20 protein-coding genes, 2 tRNA genes and 1 riboswitch are annotated in these 19,403 nt (G+C 63.4%); of the genes, 4 read left to right on the top strand and 18 right to left on the bottom strand.

Annotation, left to right across the window (positions count from 1 at the left end):
* Positions 1-32: 32 nt before the first annotated feature.
* From E9229_RS05540 to E9229_RS05530, 3 genes are read right to left on the bottom strand one after another with little or no spacing between them, the layout of a single operon-like run.
* Positions 33-680: an anthranilate synthase component II gene (locus E9229_RS05540; protein ID WP_183510274.1), complete on the bottom strand. Its 648-nt coding sequence runs from the start codon at positions 678-680 to the stop codon at positions 33-35.
* Complete coding sequence (locus E9229_RS05535) at positions 677-847, bottom strand: hypothetical protein (RefSeq protein ID WP_183510273.1); 171 nt, start codon at positions 845-847, stop codon at positions 677-679. Before E9229_RS05535 ends, E9229_RS05540 begins: the two co-directional genes overlap by 4 nt.
* Positions 847-1,608: a class E sortase gene (locus E9229_RS05530; RefSeq protein ID WP_183510272.1), complete on the bottom strand. Its 762-nt coding sequence runs from the start codon at positions 1,606-1,608 to the stop codon at positions 847-849. The genes E9229_RS05535 and E9229_RS05530 overlap by 1 nt, the downstream gene beginning before the upstream one ends.
* Before the next feature lie 177 nt (positions 1,609-1,785).
* Here E9229_RS05530 and E9229_RS05525 point away from each other — a divergent pair, with 177 nt between their 5' ends.
* On the top strand, positions 1,786-2,037 hold the full coding sequence (locus E9229_RS05525) for a cell division protein CrgA (RefSeq protein ID WP_183510271.1): 252 nt from the start codon (positions 1,786-1,788) through the stop codon (positions 2,035-2,037).
* Here the strand turns inward: E9229_RS05525 and E9229_RS05520 are convergent.
* Positions 2,034-2,348, bottom strand: coding sequence for a DMT family transporter (locus tag E9229_RS05520; protein WP_183510270.1), 315 nt, complete (start codon positions 2,346-2,348; stop codon positions 2,034-2,036). The genes E9229_RS05525 and E9229_RS05520 overlap by 4 nt on opposite strands.
* A gap of 18 nt (positions 2,349-2,366) precedes the next feature.
* Positions 2,367-2,431, bottom strand: a riboswitch (guanidine-III (ykkC-III) riboswitch).
* Positions 2,432-2,497: 66 nt separating this feature from the next.
* Here E9229_RS05520 and E9229_RS05515 point away from each other — a divergent pair.
* Entirely contained in the window at positions 2,498-2,998 is a 501-nt protein-coding gene (locus E9229_RS05515) for a DUF3817 domain-containing protein (protein WP_183510269.1), read from the top strand.
* Between the two features lie 211 nt (positions 2,999-3,209).
* Here the strand turns inward: E9229_RS05515 and E9229_RS19655 are convergent, their stop codons facing one another.
* Complete coding sequence (locus tag E9229_RS19655) at positions 3,210-3,338, bottom strand: hypothetical protein (RefSeq protein WP_281369462.1); 129 nt, start codon at positions 3,336-3,338, stop codon at positions 3,210-3,212.
* A gap of 146 nt (positions 3,339-3,484) precedes the next feature.
* A complete protein-coding gene (locus E9229_RS05510) occupies positions 3,485-4,405 on the bottom strand; it encodes a LysR family transcriptional regulator ArgP (protein WP_246380370.1) in 921 nt (306 codons plus the stop codon).
* A gap of 83 nt (positions 4,406-4,488) precedes the next feature.
* Here E9229_RS05510 and E9229_RS05505 point away from each other — a divergent pair, with 83 nt between their 5' ends.
* Positions 4,489-5,103 (top strand): LysE/ArgO family amino acid transporter, encoded by a 615-nt coding sequence (locus tag E9229_RS05505; protein WP_183510267.1) that lies wholly within the window; start codon positions 4,489-4,491, stop codon positions 5,101-5,103.
* A gap of 178 nt (positions 5,104-5,281) precedes the next feature.
* On the opposite strand, the gene E9229_RS05500 is transcribed toward E9229_RS05505, so the two are convergent.
* The 5 genes from E9229_RS05500 to E9229_RS05480 form a co-directional block, all read right to left on the bottom strand.
* Positions 5,282-6,673: an IS1182 family transposase gene (locus E9229_RS05500; protein ID WP_246380589.1), complete on the bottom strand. Its 1,392-nt coding sequence runs from the start codon at positions 6,671-6,673 to the stop codon at positions 5,282-5,284.
* Between the two features lie 184 nt (positions 6,674-6,857).
* Positions 6,858-7,820, bottom strand: coding sequence for a GNAT family N-acetyltransferase (locus E9229_RS05495; RefSeq protein WP_345075397.1), 963 nt, complete (start codon positions 7,818-7,820; stop codon positions 6,858-6,860).
* 2 nt (positions 7,821-7,822) lie between these two features.
* Positions 7,823-8,989 carry an ISAs1 family transposase gene (locus E9229_RS05490; protein WP_221184360.1) on the bottom strand — a complete coding sequence of 389 codons (1,167 nt, stop codon included), beginning with the start codon at positions 8,987-8,989 and terminating at the stop codon, positions 7,823-7,825.
* 645 nt (positions 8,990-9,634) lie between these two features.
* On the bottom strand, positions 9,635-10,363 hold the full coding sequence (locus E9229_RS05485) for a rhomboid family intramembrane serine protease (protein ID WP_312855608.1): 729 nt from the start codon (positions 10,361-10,363) through the stop codon (positions 9,635-9,637).
* Between the two features lie 262 nt (positions 10,364-10,625).
* Entirely contained in the window at positions 10,626-11,171 is a 546-nt protein-coding gene (locus E9229_RS05480) for a peptidylprolyl isomerase (RefSeq protein ID WP_183510263.1), read from the bottom strand.
* Between the two features lie 156 nt (positions 11,172-11,327).
* On the opposite strand from E9229_RS05480, the gene E9229_RS05475 reads away from it, so the two are divergent.
* Positions 11,328-12,314: a hypothetical protein gene (locus tag E9229_RS05475; protein ID WP_183510262.1), complete on the top strand. Its 987-nt coding sequence runs from the start codon at positions 11,328-11,330 to the stop codon at positions 12,312-12,314.
* 88 nt (positions 12,315-12,402) lie between these two features.
* Here the strand turns inward: E9229_RS05475 and E9229_RS05470 are convergent, their stop codons facing one another.
* The 7 genes from E9229_RS05470 to gyrB all read right to left on the bottom strand — a co-directional run bounded on the left by E9229_RS05470 (position 12,403) and on the right by gyrB (position 19,301).
* The gene (locus E9229_RS05470) at positions 12,403-13,284 is read right to left on the bottom strand and encodes a DMT family transporter (protein WP_183510261.1); all 882 of its coding nucleotides are present in this window, start codon (positions 13,282-13,284) and stop codon (positions 12,403-12,405) included.
* A 175-nt stretch (positions 13,285-13,459) separates the two neighbouring features.
* Positions 13,460-13,532, bottom strand: a tRNA-Ala gene (locus E9229_RS05465).
* Positions 13,533-13,541: 9 nt separating this feature from the next.
* Positions 13,542-13,658: a DLW-39 family protein gene (locus E9229_RS18970; RefSeq protein WP_221184383.1), complete on the bottom strand. Its 117-nt coding sequence runs from the start codon at positions 13,656-13,658 to the stop codon at positions 13,542-13,544.
* Positions 13,659-13,697: 39 nt separating this feature from the next.
* A tRNA-Ile gene (locus E9229_RS05460) sits at positions 13,698-13,771 on the bottom strand.
* Positions 13,772-13,884: 113 nt separating this feature from the next.
* Entirely contained in the window at positions 13,885-14,502 is a 618-nt protein-coding gene (locus tag E9229_RS18965; RefSeq protein ID WP_183510259.1) for a DUF3566 domain-containing protein, read from the bottom strand.
* Positions 14,499-17,153, bottom strand: a complete 2,655-nt coding sequence (gene gyrA / locus E9229_RS05450; protein WP_183510258.1) for a DNA gyrase subunit A — start codon at positions 17,151-17,153, stop codon at positions 14,499-14,501. The genes E9229_RS18965 and gyrA overlap by 4 nt, the downstream gene beginning before the upstream one ends.
* A 54-nt stretch (positions 17,154-17,207) precedes the next feature.
* Positions 17,208-19,301: a DNA topoisomerase (ATP-hydrolyzing) subunit B gene (gene gyrB, locus E9229_RS05445; RefSeq protein WP_183510257.1), complete on the bottom strand. Its 2,094-nt coding sequence runs from the start codon at positions 19,299-19,301 to the stop codon at positions 17,208-17,210.
* Between the last annotated feature and the right edge of the window lie 102 nt (positions 19,302-19,403).

Below are 19,403 nucleotides of genomic sequence, written 5' to 3'. Positions count from 1 at the left end.
AGGAACCGGCACCTTCCGCGTTGCCGGAGTTTCTAGCGTCCGCCGTGAATCAGCGGACTCAGCGTGGAAGCATGCTGCGCGGCTCCGCCCAGGCCCAGGGACTCCAACCAGTTACCGAGCATCTGGTAGCCGCCTTCGGTGAGTACCGATTCGGGGTGGAACTGCACGCCCCACAACGGTGCGGTGCGGTGTGCCAAGCCCATGATGATGCCGTTTTCGGTCCGCGCGGTCACCTCGAGGACTTCGGGGATCGTGCCGTTCACTGCGGCAAGCGAATGGTAACGGGTGGCCGTGAACGGACTGGGGATAGAGGCAAAGACCGGGTGCCCCTCGTGGAATACCTGTGAGGTCTTGCCATGCATCAGTTCGGGAGCATGGCCGACGAGGCCGCCGTAGGCCTCAGCCAACGCCTGGTGTCCCAGGCAGACGCCGAGCATCGGCTTGGCGTTATCGCCGCACCACTTGATCACCTCGATGCAGATACCGGCTCCCGCGGGGTTGCCGGGGCCGGGAGAGACCATCACGCCGTCGCGGGCCTCGGCCAGCTCGATCGCTTCGGCCAGGGTGACGTCGTCGTTGCGCACCACGGTGGTTTCAGCCCCGAGCTCCTGGAGGTAGCCCACGAGGGTATAGACGAAACTGTCGTAGTTATCGATGACGAGGATCCGGGTGGGACTCATCGCTGCAGCACCATGCCAATCGTTGATTCGGTGAAGGGGCTGTATTGACTCAGCCACGGGAAAGCGTAGTTCATCATCAATAATATCGCCGCAGCGATCAGCACCAGTGCGAAGATGACGCGAAGCCATGCCGGACCTGGCAACCTGGAGAAGATCCAGCCATACATTATTTGCCGCCTTCCTTGGTGTCCTTGAAGAGCTTCGCCACCGTATCAGCGATCTCCGCCGGCGGCTCTGAGCCGGCCGGTGTCTTGGATTCAAGTTCGGCAAACGCAATGATGCGTTCCCGCGTGGTGAACGGGGGATGGCAGCTGGTCAGGGTCAGCGTGGCAACCGCGGGCTCCACACCCGGCTCCATAGGCACCGGGTAGAGGACATCGTTCCGGCTGGGATCCACGATAGTGGTCCGTTTGTATCCGTACGTGAAGAAACCGTCGAGGGTCTGGACATAGACCTTGTCCCCGTCCACCAGCTTATCGATGTCCCAGAACACCTGACCGTGGGTCTGGCGGTGTGCGGCAACGGCGAAGTTGCCGATCTCACCGGGCATCTGAGTACCCGGATAGTGTCCGATGCCCACCTTGTCCAGCACCTCCGGGCCCACACCGTGGGTGACCGGGTGCGCGTTGTCCTTGCCGAAGCGGGGGATGTACATGATCCCGAAGGCCTGTCCCTCGATCATGATCCCCGCATCGGAAGGCTTGCCCGATGTGGAGGGCTTGCCGGAGGTGCCGGACTTGAAGCCTTGGACCAGGTCCCGGGTGACATCGGCTTGGGACTTGTCGGCATCGATGTTGGTCCACCACAGTTCCCAGGCCACGAAGAGCAGCAAGATCAGGCCGAGCGTGATCAGGATTTCCCCGGCGCCTCCCAGGATCCGCTGTCCGGCGCGGGGCCGGCTGCGCGTGTGGACTTTGCTACCGCGCATAGCTGCTGATGCCTTTCGGTTTGTTCGGCCGTCGGAAACGCTTCCGCGGCCATACCCGCTAGTATTGAAGGGTGTGGGCTGCACGCCGAAACGGGTGCCATTCCCACTGACTTACAGACTATCGTTCGGCGAAGCCTACTTTCGGATCTGCCGGCGCACCCGATTGAAGGAGTTGCAGTGCCCGAGTCAAAGACCCGTCGCAACCGGCGGAAACAACAGCCGGAGGCCTCGGCCCACGCCGATCACCGCCCCCTGCCCGTCTGGTACAAGCCGATCATGTTCGGGCTGATGCTGCTGGGCCTGCTCTGGATCATGGTCTACTACATCACGCAGACAGCGTTCCCGATCCCGGGCATCGACGCCTGGAACATCGTGATTGGCTTCGGCTTGGCGATGGTCGGCTTCTTCATGACTACCGGCTGGCGCTAGTCAACGAATTTCAGGCCCACCACGCAGCCGATCAGCAGCATGATGAGTCCGATCTTCAGGATGCTGACGCTTTCGCCTCCGAAGATCATCCCGTAGCCCACGGCCAGCGAGGCCCCGATGCCCACCCAGACGGCATACGCTGTACCGGTGGAAATCTCACGCATGGCATATGCCAAACCCACCATGCTGATCACCAGCCCCACCCCGAACACGATGCTGGGCACCACCTTGGTGAAACCCTCGCTGGTCCCTAGGGCCACGGCCCAGACGGCCTCGAAGAGGCCGGAAATAATAAGTACGATCCAAGACATGGCGCACCGTTTCCTTTCGGTGGCCGTCTTGTCGCAGTCCGGGTACGGCGCCATCGTCCGGTGGTGCGCATGTGCACCGATTTTCAGGCTACCAGCCCCTCCGCAGACCGTTTGAACGCCTGCAGCAGGCGCAGCGAAAGGACACCACCATGCCCACGATCAACGACGAAGCCACCCGGGATCTTCCGGCCCTGGGTACGCTGCCACCCAAGCGGCTCTATGGCGCCCTGGCGGCGGCGGAGATGGTCACCTGGGCATTGCTGATCACCGGAATGGTGTTCAAATACACGGGAGTCACCGACGCCCTGGTGCGTGTCTTCGGCCTGATCCACGGCATCGTCTTCATTTCCTACTGCATCGTGACCTGTTTCGTCTGGGTCAATCAGCGCTGGAGCTTCGGACGCGGCGTCGCTGGCCTGTTCTCGGCCATCATCCCGTTCGCCACCTTGCCGTTCGAGCGTTCCGCCGCAAAGCACGGGCTGCTCGAAGGCGGCTGGCGGCTTGCCCCGGGAGGGGAAGCCCCCGTCTCCTTCATCGAAAAGGTCCAGGCACTGTGCCTACGCCGCCCGTTGCTGGCGGGAGTGGTTGGCCTCGTCGCCGTAGCCGCCATCACCACGGTGCTGCTGATCATCGGCCCTCCCGGTTCCTGACCAAGGCTTTGTTGAGCCCCGTCCCGGAAAACCGGGACGGGGCTCAAATTTTCGACCCGGACTTGTCCTGACGTTGGGCTCCTTGTGCACCACTGGCACCACCTCACCCGATACGTCGAGAAAGTCCACATGGAACCAGTGGCGACCTTGTCCCACACGACGTATCCCGGGCCCACGTTGTGCGGCACCGCCATCGTCCAAAACGGAGCCGTCACGGCGATGAGCGGGTGGGGACCCCCACGTAGTTGCGGTTCCAAGGCAGCTGACGCAATTCAACGGTGCAGTTGCGCCAATCAGCGGCGATGTCCCTGATCGTGATGCCTGCGCCGGGAAGGGGCAACCAGAGATCCATGCCATGGCGGAGCATCCGCGGATCCACCATGAATTTTACCCACCGGGACCGCAATCTTGGAGGGGAGTGAGGAAGCCGGTGATGATGAGCTGGTGCGCGGTGAGGCAGACACGGATCAACACCAGGACACAAAGCTACCCGTCGTTGAGTTTTGGGTTTGGACCGTCAAGTCCGGCTTCCGCCGCGGCATCCAGGACCACTTTGGTGATCCGATCCAGCGCCGCGGATTCCAGTTTCCATCGCTGCCAGTACAAAGTGACGGAGTGCTCCCAGCCCGGGTTCAACCTGACGAGCGACCCGTCTGCAGGGTCTTGCACGTCCGGCACCATGCCCCACCCCAGCCCCAGAACCACTGCATTGACGTATTGGCGAGAATCGGGGACGTAGAAGGCCGGGGCAAACACCAGCCCCTGAAGCCCGATTTCCCGGGCGATCATGCGCTGCATCGATGTCTGGAGCGAGTCGTTGCGATCGAAATGGACGGCAGGTGCTCCGGCGATGGATGCAGGGTCGGAGCCGGAGCCAAACCAGCGCTCGGCGAATTCCGGGTTTGCCATGGCCCGATAACGCATGACCCCCAGGCGGGTCGACGAGCATCCCTGGACCGGGGCCTTCTTGGTTGTCACTGCCCCCATGACGGACCCCGATCGAAGCAGCCCACTGGCATGCTCCTCGTCCTCGCGCAGGATCTCGACGCTCAGCCCCGTTTCCCGCGCCAAACCAGATAGTGCGGCACCGAACCAGCTGGCCAGTGAATCGGCGTTCACCGCAACGGTCACGTGCACCCGTCCCGGGTCGACATCGGACTCCGGGCCCACCAGTGCCGCCTCGGCCTCGGCACCCAGCAGGAGTACCTGCCTGGCCAAGGTCAGGAGGATTTCCCCGCTCGCCGTCGCTCTGACCGGGCGGGTGCGGACCACCAGCACGGAGCCGGCTTGCAGTTCCATGGCCTTGAGCCGTTGGCTCACGGCGGATGCCGTGAGCTGCAGGCCTGCCGCAGCGGCCTCCAGGCTTCCCGTCTCAATGACCGCCGAAAGGGTGCGCAACTGCTCCATGCTGAAATCCATACTTAGAAACTCTAATGGAAGGTAAGAAACATTAGCTGGACGAGGAAATTAAAGCCCAGTAGTTTCGATAGGTGCTTTCACTTCCTTTGCTCACCGGTTTCGGTACGGGCCTCTCACTTATTGCCGCCATCGGAGCCCAGAACGCCTTCGTTCTTCGTCAGGGGCTGAGGCGTCAACATGTGTGGGCGGTGGTCCTGGTCTGCGCCGTTTCCGATGCCGTGCTGATCTTCGCGGGAATCGCCGGCCTGGGATTCCTGGTCTCGGCTGCGCCATGGATCCTTTCTGCGGCGAGGATCGGAGGCGCCTTGTTCCTGCTCACCTATGCGGTATTCGCCGCCAAACGAGCGCTGCATCCCGCCACCATGTCAGTGGAGGAGGGTGCTTCGGGGCCCTCTCGTGGACCCGTGATTCTCACAACCCTGGCGCTGACCTGGCTGAACCCCCACGTCTACCTTGACACGGTGGTCCTGCTCGGTTCCGTGGCCTCCGCCCAGGGTGATCCCGGCCGCTGGAAGTTCGGCGTCGGAGCCGTCCTGGCCAGCATCATCTGGTTTGGAGCGCTGGGCTTCGGCGCCCGCCTCCTGCACGGGTTCTTTGCCAAGCCCCTGTCATGGCGGATCCTCGATGCGGCGGTCGCAGTGGTCATGCTGGTCATTGCCGCGCTGTTGATCATTCCGCTCTTCTAGGTGCGTGGGTCGGTAGTCGTTTGACCAACGGCACCACACACGAAGGAATACCGGCCCGGCCGCCGCAGGGTCGCACCACGGAGAAAAAGGCCTTCGGGCGCATCCGCCCTTCCCCGGGGCCCTCAAACCGGACCAGTGGGTTCTGGCGCGCAGCGCCAGGGCCCACCTCCGACCCTGGCTATCCGGCACCCTGGGCCCGGAACGCATGCAACTTGAGCAGGTTATGCCCTGCCGCCAACAACTTCCACTCCGCCTGCGCGTTCTGAAGTCCGCGCAACAACAAGTGCTTACCCTGACGGGTTTTGATCTGCCCGAACACCGGTTCCACGATGACCTTCCGGCGCGAGTAGACCTGTTTGCCGGGCTTGGTCTTCAGCTTCCGGGCCATCCGCTCACCCAAGGTGGCGTTCGCCGGGATCCGGCCCCGCGGGGACTCCGGGATCGGGGTGGCGTGCTTCACCCGGGCGGTGGAGATGAAGAACCCGGTCCCGTGCTCCGCCTCCATCCGCCCCGCCTCCACCAGGTTCGCCTTCGAGCAGTACCCGGCATCGGCGCTCAACGTTTTGGGCATCATGCCCAGGTTTTCCTGGACCCGCTCGACCATGGGGACCAGCTGTCCGTAATCGTTGGCCCCTTGGCCCAACTCGGCGGCAACAATGACCTGATGCCCGGCGTCCACCACCGCCTGCGCGTTATAGCAATAGTGATAGGACCCGTCGGCGGTCTTCATGATCCGCGCTTCCGGATCCGTGAAATTCCGTTGCGCCGCGGGCTTCGGTTCCGCCTTCCGGGCCGCGGTGTCACCGGCACCGGTGATCTCGTCATCGTCATCCCCGCGCTTGGCGGCCTTCTCTTCGGCTTCGGCCCGTGCCTTGTCCGCGGCCTCCTGCTCCAAGGAAGCCCGCGCGGCGGCCATGGCCTTGGACCGGGCCTGCCGGTTGGCCAGTTCCACCGGCAGCTCGTCCCCGCGCTTACCGGGACCGAACTTCGCATCCTCGGACTCGTCCACGGTCTTGGCCTCCGCCATCAGATCGCTGATCTCCTGGGCCAGGACCTTCTGCTTTTCGGTCAGCCGCGCGTAGGACATCGCCTTGTGCCGAGAGGCGTTGGCCCGCAGCTTCGTTCCGTCCAGCGCGACCATCCCGAGTTTGACCATGCCCGCGGCCCGGCAGAGTTCTAGCGCCTGCAGGAACACGTTGGCCAAGGCGGCCAGGTGGCGTTGGCGGAAGCGGCCGATGGATCGGAAATCCGGGGCCTGTTGGGCAGCCAGCCAGCGCAACGCGACCACATCCGTGCATGCGCGCTCCAGCTGGCGGGAGGAGCGGACCCCGGTGCAGTAGCCGTAGAGCACGATGCGCAGCATCAGCCGTGGGTCGTACGGCGGCTGGCCCTTGGCCTTTTTGTGGGAGGCGTAGAACCGGGTCAGGTCCAGCTCGTTCTCGACCAGTTCGGCGATGAACCGGGCCAGGTGCCCCTCGGGCAGCCACTCCTCCAGGGAGGGTGGCACCAGCATCACCGCATCGGGTTCAAAGGCCCTGAACCGCTTCCGCTCCCCGCCGTTGGCATCCATCAGCCCGTCATCAACGGGCTCGAGGCGCTCCACCAGGGATGCGTCGAACAAGCCGTCCTGCGGGATGGAAGAAGAAGGGGAGTTCATACCCCTCATTCTTCCAGCGACCCCTTTGCGGCCCTGGTTAATTCCTCGGCGTTTTAAGAATCATTTGAGCCCGGCACCCGACTACCGACCCACGCACCTAGGCGGCTGTGGCGGGAAAGATCCGCTGGTGAACGACCATCGTACGAATGCGCCCGAAGCCGAGCCGCTCATACAGGCCGACGGCGCCGGTGGGGCTCTCCGAGTCCACCTGCAGCTCGACCCTTCGGTAGCCGGCGGCCGCTGCTGCCCTAAGCACTTCGGACAACAGCACCGCTGCGTAGCCCTTTCCGCGGGCCGCGCGACGTGTCCCGACCAGGTCGACATAAAGCTCACCCGGGACCCACTCGGAACTCAGCACATAGGACAGGACCCGGCCCAGTGGGTCCCCATCGGATGACGGCTCCACCAGCAGGCGCCCGAAGCCCGGGCGGAAGCTGCGCGCAGAGGTATAGGTATTCCAGCGACTTGTCGAGTGGGAGGTCGAGCCCCAATGATCGGCGAAGGCCTCGTTGTGCGCACCGCGTACGCCATCCGTGAATTGGGGGGAGTAGGTACGGATCATGGGCGCCGTTTCCGCATCAGGCAGCGAAAGCATTGCCGGCTCAAGGTGCTCGAGCTGCAAGCCCATCTGCTGGAAGTAGCGCACGGGCAGGTACCCCCGGGCGTGTGCCAGCACGTCCGAGTTCGCAACATCCAGATTCGCATGAAGATCGACCGACAAGGCAGCATGCGGATGGAGGTTCGTCGAGAGTTCAACGACGCGAGCCTCGGCAAAGTCCATGAGCCTCCCACCCAGTCCCTGCCGACGAAAGTCCGGAAGCACCCCACCCATGATCGACCCTCTGGCCAGTCCATCACGTAAGCTGTCCGCCACGCCGACTTGGACGTAACCCGTCATTTCCTCGCCGTCCCAAACTGCGAGACAGTCAAGGTCGGCGTCGAACCCGGGGGCCAGCAGCTCTTCGGCCAAGTCTTCGGGTTCATAGAATTCCCCGGTCTGGTCAACCTCCGCCAGGAGATTGCATAGCCTGCTCCATGCGGCGACGTCCCCACCGCCCACGGCTAATGCAAAGTCGTTGATAGGCCCGTAATCCCAATGGTTTTCATTGGACGGGCCGGGTTGAAGGACATCTTGCGGTTGCCCTGGGCGACATTCTTGGTGCCGGCCAGCAGTAGGACGCTGATCGCCAGGCTCCGCATGGAGGCCATCACCCGGGGTGCTGATCCGGTCCGGACCTGTGATTTGTCCTCCAAATAAATTGAGTCCCTCCGCCAATGGAGACCGTTTTCTATGCCCCAGTGCCCCCGGACCCAGGTGTTCAGTTGCTTTGGGCTGCCCCGATGCACGGGCACGGAGGTGATGATGTAGACCGTTTCGATGGACCAGGTGTTCGTGCCTCGTTTCTTGGTTTTGCGGATCAGTTGGGCCACTTGGGCGACGTGGGGGAAGCCCAGGCCTTTCGGGACGCTGGAGACCTTGATCCTCCGGATGGCCCGGCGTCCATGGCCCGTATCGCGCTGGTCATTGCCCACCGGTGCAAGCTCCCACGGCAGGGCAGTCAAGTGCTTGAGCAGCTTGGGCTGGTTGGCTTTCACGGTGAGCACGAAATGCGCCCCCTGCTGGTGGAGGAACTCGGCGTGAGCCCGCTGGGTATGCAGGGCGTCGGCGGTAAAGATCCTGCCCTGCAGGTCACCCAGGGTTTCCAGGAGCGTCTCGAATTGCGTGATCTCATTGGTTTTCCCACCAACCTCGACTTGTCCCAGGACGGCGCCGGTGTTGTGGTCGACCGCGGCCATCAGGTGCACCCGGGTTCCGCCTGCGTGCTTGGCGCCACGGACCTCCTTGCCATCGATGGCAATGACCTGGGCATCGATGCGGGTGCGTACCCAGGTTCCCACGGCCTGGTCGAACGCGTCGGCGTCAAGGGAACCCAGGACGCGTTGGTAGGTGGTCACGTGCGGGGCTCGGAAGCCGGTGCCGTGCAGGGAGGTGTCGGCGGCGTGAAGCGCCCAGTCAGCGATGGCGGCAAAGGATTTCGAGCCGGCGAGCACGGCGCACAGGGTGGTGGCCAGGATCCAGGCCAGGGCATGGCGGACGCCGCGGGGCTTGCGGGGATCGGGAAACAAGGCCAAGACCTCGGCGATGGATTGCGCCTCGATGTGCTGGGCGAGGTCCCGGGGCAGGTCCTCCAGCTGGCGGCGGATGCGGGTGATGGGGGAAGATGGCATGGAAGGACTCCTGTTGCACTGATGATCTCGACAATCACCAGTTCTAACAGGGGTCTTTCGTCATCAGAAGCACCGTTGGGCGCGTGTTGCGCCGGGGTTGGATTCCACCGCTACCGACTTTGCATTAGCCGTGCCCACCGCCCAGGGCTCGGAAGTCCGGTTCCATCACTGTTACCGCTTTCGTGGATGTCGATCACTTAGCCACAAGCTGTGAACATAGTTATCCACAGCTGTGGATGAAATTGTTGGTAACTGGGCCGGATCCCCGTCATTGCCGACAAGCAGCCCTTCCGGCCTCCCGCAAAGCCGGAAGCTGGGTTATTAACAATGTGGATAACTAGTGTGGACAACACTACTTCCGCGCCACCCATGCCCACAACCCCTCGAAAAATCGTCTAAGTATTCGAAAAAATCATGCTTCTAGCTTCAGTTGCCGGAACAATTCGCTCTACACAGGTTGTGCACTAAGTTATCCACAGCTGTGGATGAAATTGTGCACATCCCGCCCTTCTGATGTTGATAACCCGTTTCAGCGCCACCTTCCGGGGTTCTCATACCCTATTCCGCCGCTGAATTACACCTCTGTAAGTTATTAACAGTGTGGATAACCTGTGTGGATATCGGATCTGGTTCCCCGGCCAGCGCCTAACCCAGTCGAATGTTGTTGTACCCAAAGATCGTCAAGGCCACCAAAAGAGCCAGGACAAGCCCTGTTCCCACCCACTGGAGCAGTTGCCGGTTCGGCCCCTTGGGCGCGAACGCGAACACCGAGGCAACGAGCCCACCGGTCACCAAGCCCCCCACATGGCCTTCCCAGGAAATGCCCGTCATGAAGAACCCCAGCGCCAGATTCAGCCCCACGAGAACCAGGATCTGGGTGGCCGGCACGCCGCGCGAACGCAAGAGCACGAACATGGCAGCGAACAATCCGAAAACGGCCCCTGAGGCCCCCACGACGGGCACCCGAGGGTCCGACAGCAACAAGACGCCCACCGATCCTCCCAGGGCCGAGATCAGGTAGAGCGCCAGGAAGCGCATCCTTCCAAGCACCGGTTCCAGGTAGCGTCCGCATAGATACAGGGCATACATGTTGAACAGGATGTGGAAAACGGAACCGGGATCATGTGCGAATGCCGAGGTGATCATCCGCCACGGTTCGAATTCGAAGTAGGGGCTTGTGTACAGGCCCGCGTACTGCACAAGGCCACTGACACCCGGAATGAGCAGTTGCAGGACGTAGACGACGACACACAGCCCAATCAGGATGTAGGTGATGATCGGCCTGCCACCGACTGCCCTGCCGCCGAAGGCCGTTCTGGTCTGCGGGACGGTCTTGGCGGATTCGCGCACGCAATCCACACACTGGGTGCCCACGGCGGCAGTAACCTGGCAATCGGGGCAGGCGGGCCGACCGCAGCGCTGGCAGCTGACATACGAGACGCGGTCGGGATGCCTGGGGCATACCGGGACCTGCGTCGGGGATTGTTCAGGGGTGGCGCCGAAATTCATGGGGACTCCTGGGCTGTGTATGGGTGGGCTGGCTGGTTAAACGAGACGGCCCTGCCGCGGGTTCCGATTCGGGAAACCGCGGCAGGGCCGCAAATCGCTACTCGACCGTTTCCGGTCGGGAGTCGGTTTAGAGTGCTTCGATCTCGATGCTGGAGATCACGACGTCTTCGAGCGGCTTGTCGCGGCCGTCGGTTGCAACGGCGTTCAGCTTGTCGACCACGGCGCGTGAATCGGCGTCAACGACATCACCGAAGATGGTGTGCTTGCCCTGCAGCCAAGTGGTCGGGATCGAGGTGATGAAGAACTGGGAACCGTTGGTGCCCTTGCCGCCGCGGGTGCCGGCGTTGGCCATGGCCAGCTTGTACGGTGCGGTGAAGTCCAGATCCGGGCTGATCTCGTCATCGAAGTTGTAGCCCGGGCCGCCAATGCCCTGGCCCAGTGGGTCCCCGCCCTGAATCATGAAGTCGGAGATGATGCGGTGGAAGATCGTCCCGTTGTACAGGGGGGTGCCGGTCTTTTCTTCGCCCGAGCTCGGGTCGGTCCAAGCCTGCTCGCCGGTGGAGAGACCAACGAAGTTCTTGACCGTCTTCGGGGCGTGGTTCCCGAAGAGGCTGACGACGATGTCACCGGCGTTGGTGTGGATGATGGCCTTGTGTGTGGGGATTGCAGTCATGCGTTCATTCTTCCATGTCGCCGATCTACCCCGAACTCCAGCGCTACGCGTTCAGTGAACACCGGTGAGTGTGCGCCACCGATCTTGCCCGGGGCCTCCATGAGAGGTGCTCACGACGTAGGCTAGGGGCGAAGTTCCAATTCGATGGAGGGTCCTATGAAAAAGTCTGACCGTATTGTCCGAGATTTCAGCGACACCGTTGTTTCCGGCGCGGAACATGCCAAGGATTGGGCGGCTCCGCGCGTCGACGCTGCCGTGAAGTGGGCGGTGCCGCGCATTGAAAGGGGCATTGAATCGGCATCCCCCAAAATCCAGGAGGGTTTGACCCGCGCCGCCCAGGAATTGTCCGATGGCGTCGCCCGGGTGACCCCCTACCTGCAGGAGGGCCTGGAAAAGGTCGGCCCTAGGATCTCCGACGCCATCGACGATGCCGCGCCTCGCCTGCAGCAGGCAGTTGACCGTGCGACACCGGTCATCAGTGACACGCTGGACAAGGCCGCCCCGGCCCTGCAGCACGCCCGCGACGTCGTCGTGAACGACTACATTCCCGCAGCCAGCGCCAAGCTGGGCGAGGCGGCCGAATACACGGCGCGGAAGCTTGATTCCCTTCCCACCCCCGATCCCAAGGCGCTGGCCCGGGCCCAGAAGGCAGCGGCAGCCGTCGCCCATGAGGCCGCCAAGGAACTGTCCAAGGAACAGCGCAAGCACAAGCGCCGCAGGGGACTGCTGATCTTTGCCGTCTGTGCCACCGCTGCAACGGCCGGTGTCGCGGCATGGCGCGCCTCGCGCCCGGTCGATGATCCGTGGAAGTCCCCGGCTCCGATCGAACCGGCAACCGTCCCGGCCGCCAAGGAAACTCCGGTGGAAACGGTGCGCGAAAAGATCGCCGAAACCTTCGAGGAGGTTGCCGAGACCGGATCGGCAACAGCCGAGGCTGCCGCCCAGGCAGCCGAATCCGTGAAGGAAGATGCCACCGAGGCCGCCGCGTCGGTCAAGGCCAGCGCCCGCCATGCCGTGTCCTCCGCCGAAGAGGCGCTCGACGACGCGGGGACGACAACTGAAACCGGCGAGGCCAAGTCCGCGACTCCCAAGCCCGGCCCGAAGCCGGCACCGCGGGCCAAGGACGCAGATCCGAAGGCCTAGCTTCTGCCGACCGGCACCCGCCGGGAGGAAGGCGGGAACACCCTTGGGGTGTTCCCGCCTTCGTTTTCCCCACTCGTAGCCACCGCCACTATTCGGCGGTAGATAGGGCCGCTTTGCGCGGTACCTGGCCACGGACCACGAAGTAGAGCCCGGCCAGGATGATGACTAGGCCCACCACCGTACCTGCCGGAAGTTCCTGGCCCAGGAAGACGGCAGCCAAGATCGCCGCACCCGGAATCTCGAAGAGGACCAGCGTGGAAACCGTCAGCGGGCCCATGCTGGAGAGTAGGTGGTTGAAGACCGAATGCCCGAGCACCTGGGCACAGATGGCCAGCGCGATGATCCCGATCCACCCTTTGACACCGAATCCCCACAGTGGTTCTCCAAGGGCCAGGCACATGACCAGCAGGACCGCCGCGGTCATGCCGTAGCAAAGGCTCGTATAGGTGCCGGTCCCCATGCTTTCGCGGGCCTTCGCCCCACACAGCGTGTAGGAGGCAGCCAGGACGCCACCGAGAATGGCCAGCAGGTCCCCGGTCAGCGCCTGGGACGATCCACCTAGATCGAATCCGGTGATCACGATCACACCCGCCACGGCCAAGAGCGACCCGGCGCCGACTCTCCAGCCATACCGTACGCCCTGCAGCGTCTGGAAGAGGGCGATCCAGGCGGCTTGGAGGCAGACCAAGGCCGTTGCGGCAGCAACGCTGGTCATTCTGATCGATGTCATGAAGCAGGCGAAGTGAAGAGCCAGCGACAAGGCTGCAGCGGCACTCCAGCCCCACTCGCGGCGCCTTAGGCGACCAAAGGACCTCGGATCGCGTACGAGGACGGGAGCGGCCATCACAGCAGTTCCCAAGGCGTTGCGCCACAGGGCCATGGAGAGCGCGGGAACTGAGGGGAACGCTGCAACAATGGGCCCGGACGCCGAAACGCCGAGAACGCCGATCAGCGCGAGAAGATACATCACCCGTACACTCTAGGGTTCGCTGGAGCTTCACCTGGCTCGATTCCGGCCGTGAAGCAGTTTTGTACTTTGAGTCACATTTTCTGAAAACAGATGCCCGGAGCCTACTCCGGGGTCCAAAGCCACTGATTAAACAAAGAAGTCCCGGATCTTCCGATCCGGGACTTCTTTTCTTCGGTGGAGGCACGGGGACTCGAACCCCGAACCCCCTGCTTGCAAAGCAGGTGCGCTACCAATTGCGCCATGCCCCCGAAGTGTTGCTAAACAACCTTATCAGTTGCCTTGCTCCATGTGGCCTTATCGGCCTCGGATTCCTTCCATTTCAGATATCCGGCGACTCCAGCAACCGTGGCAACCACCAATAGTAGTTTCCGCATGCGGAGCTCCGTTCTTCCATGTACGGATGAGGGGATCCGTGGGCGCACCAGGACTTGAACCTGGGACCTCTTCGTTATCAGCGAAGCGCTCTAACCGCCTGAGCTATGCGCCCTCTTTGTCCCCGTGAGGACGAGATAAGACTCTACCTGACGAAATGCCAAAGAAACAAATCGGCCCCCGACGCTGTCCACATGGAACCTTTTCGGGGGCCGAAACCGACTGCTTTTAGTCGTCGGTGAGCGTCACGCCAATGCCGCCGACCAAGGTCGAGGAGATGTTGTAAAGCACTGCCGAGAGCATGGCGAGTGCGGTCAGCAGGACCACGTTCACCACGGCGATGATGGTAGCGAACGAGGCAACCTGCCCCAGCGATGCCAGCGTCTTGAGGTCGAACTTGCTGTCGGTGGTGCCAACGATCTGCTGCAGCAGTTCATTGACCCGGTCGAAGGTTCCAGTGAGGTCGAGGACCGACCAGAGCACGACGGACGCCACCACGGTGACGATGCCCAGCGCCACGGAAAGCAGGAACGCCATCTTCAGCACCGACCAGGGGTCGACCTTGCTGATGAGCAGGCGGGCCTTGCGGACCTTGGCCTTGGGTGCGGGGCGCACCAGCTGCTGGGGCCGCTGGCCCGCCGCCGGGGGCCGAGCTCCCGCTGGGCGCTGGCCCGCTGCGGGCGGGCGCTGTGCGCCTGCCGGGCGCTGACCCGCTGCCGGCGGGCGCGCCGCGCCTGCCGGACGGGAAGCTCCCGCCGGGGTCTGTCGCGGCGCGGCCGGGCGGCCTGCTCCGTTGCCTGCCGCCGGACGGGGAGTTGCCGGGCGTGGAGTATTGGGGGTGCTCACGCATTACCTCCGTCGTTTTCGGCTCCGTCAGTCGGCGTTTCCACCATGATGGTGGCTTGCGGCGCATCGTCCTGCGCGCCAGCGCCCTGCGGAACCTGGTCCTGGGACTGTTCGTCAACCAACGGTACTGCATCATCCTCGGAGTCTCCGCCGAGTCCGCGCTCCACGTTCTTGGCTACGGCGATGATGCGGTCCTTCTTGTCCGGCTTCGCGAAGATCACGCCCATGGTGTCGCGGCCCTTGGCTGGAACCTGCGAGACATCGGAGCGAACGACCTTGCCACCCTCCATGACCACCAGCACTTCGTCTTCTTCATTGGCAATCAGGGCGCCGGCCAGATGGCCGCGCTCCTCGGCCAACTTGGCCACCTTGATGCCCAGACCACCCCGCGACTGCACGCGGTATTCATCGACCGAGGTGCGCTTGGCATAGCCGCCCTCTGTGACGATGAACACAAATGATCCCTCGGTGACGACGTCCGCCGCGAGCAGTTCGTCCTCATCGCGGAACTTCATGCCGGTGACGCCCGAGGTGTTGCGGCCCATCGGGCGCAGTGCCTCATCCGTCGCGGTGAAGCGCACCGATTGACCCTTGCGGGAAACCAGCATCAAATCGTCTTCAGCCGAAACCAGGCGAGCCGAAACCAGTTCGTCGCCCTCGCGCAGGTTGATGGCGATCACGCCGGCGGAGCGGTTGGTGTCGTAGTCGACCAGACGCGTCTTCTTGACCAGGCCGTTGCGGGTGGCAAGCACCAGGTACGGGGCCTGCTCGTAGTTGCGCAGATCCAAGACCTGAGCAATGTGCTCGTCCGGCTGGAAGGCCAGCAGGTTCGCCACGTGCTGGCCCTTGGCGTCGCGCCCGGCCTCCGCAAGTTCGTAGCACTTGGAGCGGTAGACCCGGCCGTGGTTGGTGAAGAAAAGCAGCCAGTCGTGGGTGGTGGTGACGAAGAAGTGCTCGACCACATCGTCCCCGCGCAGCGCAGCGCCCTTGATGCCCTTGCCGCCGCGATTCTGCGAGCGGTAATTGTCCGACCGGGTGCGCTTGACGTATCCGCCGCGGGTAATGGTGACAACCATTTCTTCCTCGGGGATCAGGTCCTCGACGCTCATGTCGCCGTCGTAGCCCATCAGGATCTTCGCGCGGCGGTCATCGCCGTGCTTGGCGACGATTTCGGCCAGCTCGGTGCTGATGATCTGGCGCTGGCGCGACTCGGAGGCGAGGATCGCGTTGAACTCGGCGATCATCGATTCCAGTTCCGCATGGCGATCCTGGATCTTCTGGCGTTCCAGCGCAGCCAGGCGGCGCAACTGCATATCGAGGATCGCGCGGGCCTGGAGCTCGTCGATGTCCAGCAGGCCCATCAGTCCGTCTCGTGCCATCTCGGTGGTGTTCGAGGCGCGGATGAGCGCGATGACCTCGTCGAGCATGTCCAGGGCCTTGAGCAGGCCACGCAGGATGTGCGCTTCTTCCTCGGCCTTGCGCAGGCGGTAGCGGGTGCGTCGGGCGATGACCTCGAGCTGGTGGGCAACCCAGTGGCGGATGAACGCATCGAGCGAGAGCGTGCGTGGCACCCCGTCGACGATGGCGAGCATGTTCGCCGAGAAGTTCGACTGTAATTCGGTGTGCTTGTACAGGTTGTTCAGCACGACCTTGGCGACGGCATCTCGCTTGAGCACGATGACCAGGCGCTGGCCGGTACGGCCGGAGGTTTCATCGCGCAGGTCGGCGATGCCTGAGATCTTCCCGTCCTTGACCAAGTCGGCGATCTTGATCGCCAGGTTGTCCGGGTTGGCCTGGTACGGAAGCTCGGTGACCACCAGGCAGGTGCGACCCTGCAGTTCCTCGACGCTGACCACGGCACGCATCGTGATCGAGCCGCGGCCCGTGCGGTAAGCGTCCTCGATGCCCTTGTGGCCCAGGATGAGCGCGCCGGTGGGGAAATCCGGGCCCTTGACGCGCAGCAGCAGCTCCTCGAGCAGCTCCTCGCGTGAGGCCTCGGGGTTCTCCAGGTACCACTGGACTCCGGAGGCTACCTCGCGCAGGTTGTGCGGCGGGATGTTGGTCGCCATGCCCACGGCGATGCCGGAGGAGCCGTTAACCAGCAGGTTCGGGAAGCGCGCCGGCAGGATCGTGGGTTCCTGGTTCTTGCCGTCGTAGTTGTCTTGGAAGTCGACGGTGTCTTCGTCGATGTCCCGGACCATTTCCATGGCCAGCTGGGCCATCTTGGTTTCGGTGTAACGCGGCGCGGCGGCGCCGTCGTTGCCGGGGGAGCCGAAGTTGCCCTGGCCCAGGGCCAGCGGGTAACGCATGGTCCAGTCCTGGATCAGGCGCACCAACGCATCGTAGATCGCCGTATCGCCGTGCGGGTGGTACTGGCCCATGACCTCGCCAACGACGCGGGCGCACTTGTTGTACGAGCGCTCGGGGCGGTAGCCGCCATCGAACATCGCGTAGATGACGCGGCGGTGTACGGGCTTCAAGCCATCGCGCACGTCGGGCAGGGCACGGCCGACGATGACCGCCATGGCATAGTCCAGGTAGGACCGCTGCATTTCGGTCTGCAGGTCGATCTGGTCGATGCGGTCGACCACGGCACCCTCGATGGGTGCCGGCTCGAGGCCGTCTGCTTGTGGGATGCTCTCGTCGCTCATCGGTTTCTTCCTTTTGTCACAGTCTGGGGGAACGCAGGGTGGGGCGGGCCGGGACTAGATGTCCAGGAAGCGCACGTCCTTGGCGTTCTGCTGGATGAAGTTGCGTCGGGATTCGACGTCCTCACCCATGAGTACGGAGAAGACCTGGTCAGATGCAGCAGCGTCTTCCATGGTGATCTGGCGCAGGGTGCGGTGAGCCGGATCCATGGTGGTGTCCCACAGCTCCGAGTAGTCCATCTCGCCCAGGCCCTTGTAGCGCTGGATGCCGTTGTCCTTGGGCAGGCGCTTGTTCTTGGCCGAACCGGCCAGCAGGGCCTCGTCGCGTTCCTTGTCCGAGTACACGTATTCGTGCGCCGAGTTGGACCACTTGATCCGATACAGCGGCGGCATCGCCAGGTACACATAGCCGTTTTCGATCAGCGGGCGCATGAAACGGAAGAGCAGCGTCAGCAGCAGCGTGGTGATGTGCTGGCCGTCGACATCGGCATCTGCCATCAACACGATTTTGTGGTAACGAAGCTTGGCCAGGTCGAATTCCTCGCCGATGCCGGTACCGAAGGCGGTGATCATGGCCTGGACCTCTGCATTGCCCAACGCACGGTCGAGCCGGGCGCGTTCGACGTTCAGGATCTTGCCACGCAGAGGCAGGATGGCCTGTACGCGCGGATCGCGCCCACGCTTGGCCGAACCGCCTGCCGAGTCGCCCTCCACGATGAAGACCTCACACTCGACCGGGTTCTTCGAGGAACAGTCTGAGAGCTTTCCGGGCATGCCGAAGGATTCCAGCGGGGACTTTCGGCGCGCGTTGTCGCGTGCCTTGCGCGCTGCCATGCGGGCCTGCGAGGCGAGCTGGGCCTTGCGGATGATGTCCCGCGCGGTGTTCGGGTTGCGCTCGAGCCAGTCACCGAGTTCCTCATTGACCACGCCCTGGACGAAGCCCTTGGCCATGGAGTTGCCTAGCTTGGTCTTGGTCTGGCCCTCGAACTGCGGTTCGGCGAGCTTCACCGAGATGACGGCCGTCAGGCCCTCGCGGATGTCGTCGCCGGTAAGGTTCTCGTCCTTTTCCTTCAGGATCGCCTTTTCGCGGGCGTACCTGTTGATCAGGCCGGTCATCGCGGCGCGGAAGCCCTCTTCGTGGGTGCCGCCCTCGTGGGTGTTGATGGTATTCGCGTAGGTGTGGACCGACTCGGAATACGCGTTCGTCCACTGCATCGCCACCTCGACGGAGATGCCCTTGGTGGTGTCCTCAGATTCGAACGCGATGACGTCCTCGTGGACGAGTTCGACCTTCTTGGAGGAGTTCAGGTGCTTGACGTAGTCCAGCAGCCCGTCCTTGTAGAAATAGTCGACGACCTTGTGCTTGGGTGCCGTTTCGGCGTCCTCATCGATTTCGGTGGCGATCTCGTCGCCGTCCACGGCCGGGGCACGCTCATCGGTCATGGTGATGCGCAGGCCCTTGTTCAGGAAGGCCATCTGCTGGAAGCGGGCGCGCAGCGTCTCGAAATCGAAGACGGTGGTCTCGAAGATCGTCGGATCCGGGTAAAAGGTCTGGATGGTTCCGGTCTCGTCGGTGTCTTCTCCCTTGACCAGGGTGCCCTGCGGCTTGCCACCATCGGCGAAGGTCATCCGCCACACGCTGCCCTGGCGCCTGACCTCGGTGTCCACGCGTGCCGACAAGGCATTCACGACGGAGATGCCGACTCCGTGCAGACCACCGGAAACGGCGTAGCCGCCGCCGCCGAACTTGCCGCCGGCGTGCAGGATCGTCATGACGACCTCGACCGTGGGCTTGTGCTCGGTGGGGTGGATGTCCACCGGAATACCGCGGCCGTTATCGACGACCCTGACCCCGCCGTCGTCCTGCAGCGTGATCTTGATGTGGTCGCAGTAGCCGGCCAGCGCCTCATCAACGGAGTTGTCGACGACTTCGTACACGAGGTGGTGCAGGCCGCGCGGGCCCGTGGAGCCGATGTACATGCCCGGACGCTTGCGTACTGCCTCGAGTCCCTCCAGCACCGTGATGTCCTGGGCGCCGTAGGTGTGCTCTACCTTGCCGCTCGCGGCAGCCGGGGCCGCCTGGGTTCCGGTGCCGGGGTCGACTGCTTCGCCGTCGGATGGATCCTGGGGTTCGGTGTTCTCGGTAGACACAGGTGCTACAGACTCCTCGTGCAGTGGAAGGCCGGGAACCCAAGGCACCCGATCATGAACCGGCGCCTGCACCTTGCGGCCAGACGCCCTGTCTAGAATTCT

The organism is Paeniglutamicibacter cryotolerans (assembly GCF_014190875.1).
Classification (GTDB): domain Bacteria; phylum Actinomycetota; class Actinomycetes; order Actinomycetales; family Micrococcaceae; genus Paeniglutamicibacter; species Paeniglutamicibacter cryotolerans.
This window is presented reverse-complemented; position numbering and strand designations above follow the sequence as displayed.

Bases quoted from the DNA above. Each gene is read 5' to 3' on its own strand.
- E9229_RS05490 (WP_221184360.1), bottom strand. From the start codon at position 8,989: ATGCCATCTTCCCCCATCACCCGCATCCGCCGCCAGCTGGAGGACCTG.
- E9229_RS05500 (WP_246380589.1), bottom strand. From the start codon at position 6,673: ATGGATGCCAACGGCGGGGAGCGGAAGCGGTTCAGGGCCTTTGAACCC.
- E9229_RS05540 (WP_183510274.1), bottom strand. From the start codon at position 680: ATGAGTCCCACCCGGATCCTCGTCATCGATAACTACGACAGTTTCGTC.
- E9229_RS18970 (WP_221184383.1), bottom strand. From the start codon at position 13,658: ATGCGGAAACTACTATTGGTGGTTGCCACGGTTGCTGGAGTCGCCGGA.
- E9229_RS05530 (WP_183510272.1), bottom strand. From the start codon at position 1,608: ATGCGCGGTAGCAAAGTCCACACGCGCAGCCGGCCCCGCGCCGGACAG.
- E9229_RS05480 (WP_183510263.1), bottom strand. From the start codon at position 11,171: ATGACTGCAATCCCCACACACAAGGCCATCATCCACACCAACGCCGGT.
- E9229_RS05515 (WP_183510269.1), top strand. From the start codon at position 2,498: ATGCCCACGATCAACGACGAAGCCACCCGGGATCTTCCGGCCCTGGGT.
- E9229_RS05475 (WP_183510262.1), top strand. From the start codon at position 11,328: ATGAAAAAGTCTGACCGTATTGTCCGAGATTTCAGCGACACCGTTGTT.
- E9229_RS05520 (WP_183510270.1), bottom strand. From the start codon at position 2,348: ATGTCTTGGATCGTACTTATTATTTCCGGCCTCTTCGAGGCCGTCTGG.
- gyrA (WP_183510258.1), bottom strand. From the start codon at position 17,153: ATGAGCGACGAGAGCATCCCACAAGCAGACGGCCTCGAGCCGGCACCC.
- E9229_RS05535 (WP_183510273.1), bottom strand. From the start codon at position 847: ATGTATGGCTGGATCTTCTCCAGGTTGCCAGGTCCGGCATGGCTTCGC.
- E9229_RS05510 (WP_246380370.1), bottom strand. From the start codon at position 4,405: ATGGAGCAGTTGCGCACCCTTTCGGCGGTCATTGAGACGGGAAGCCTG.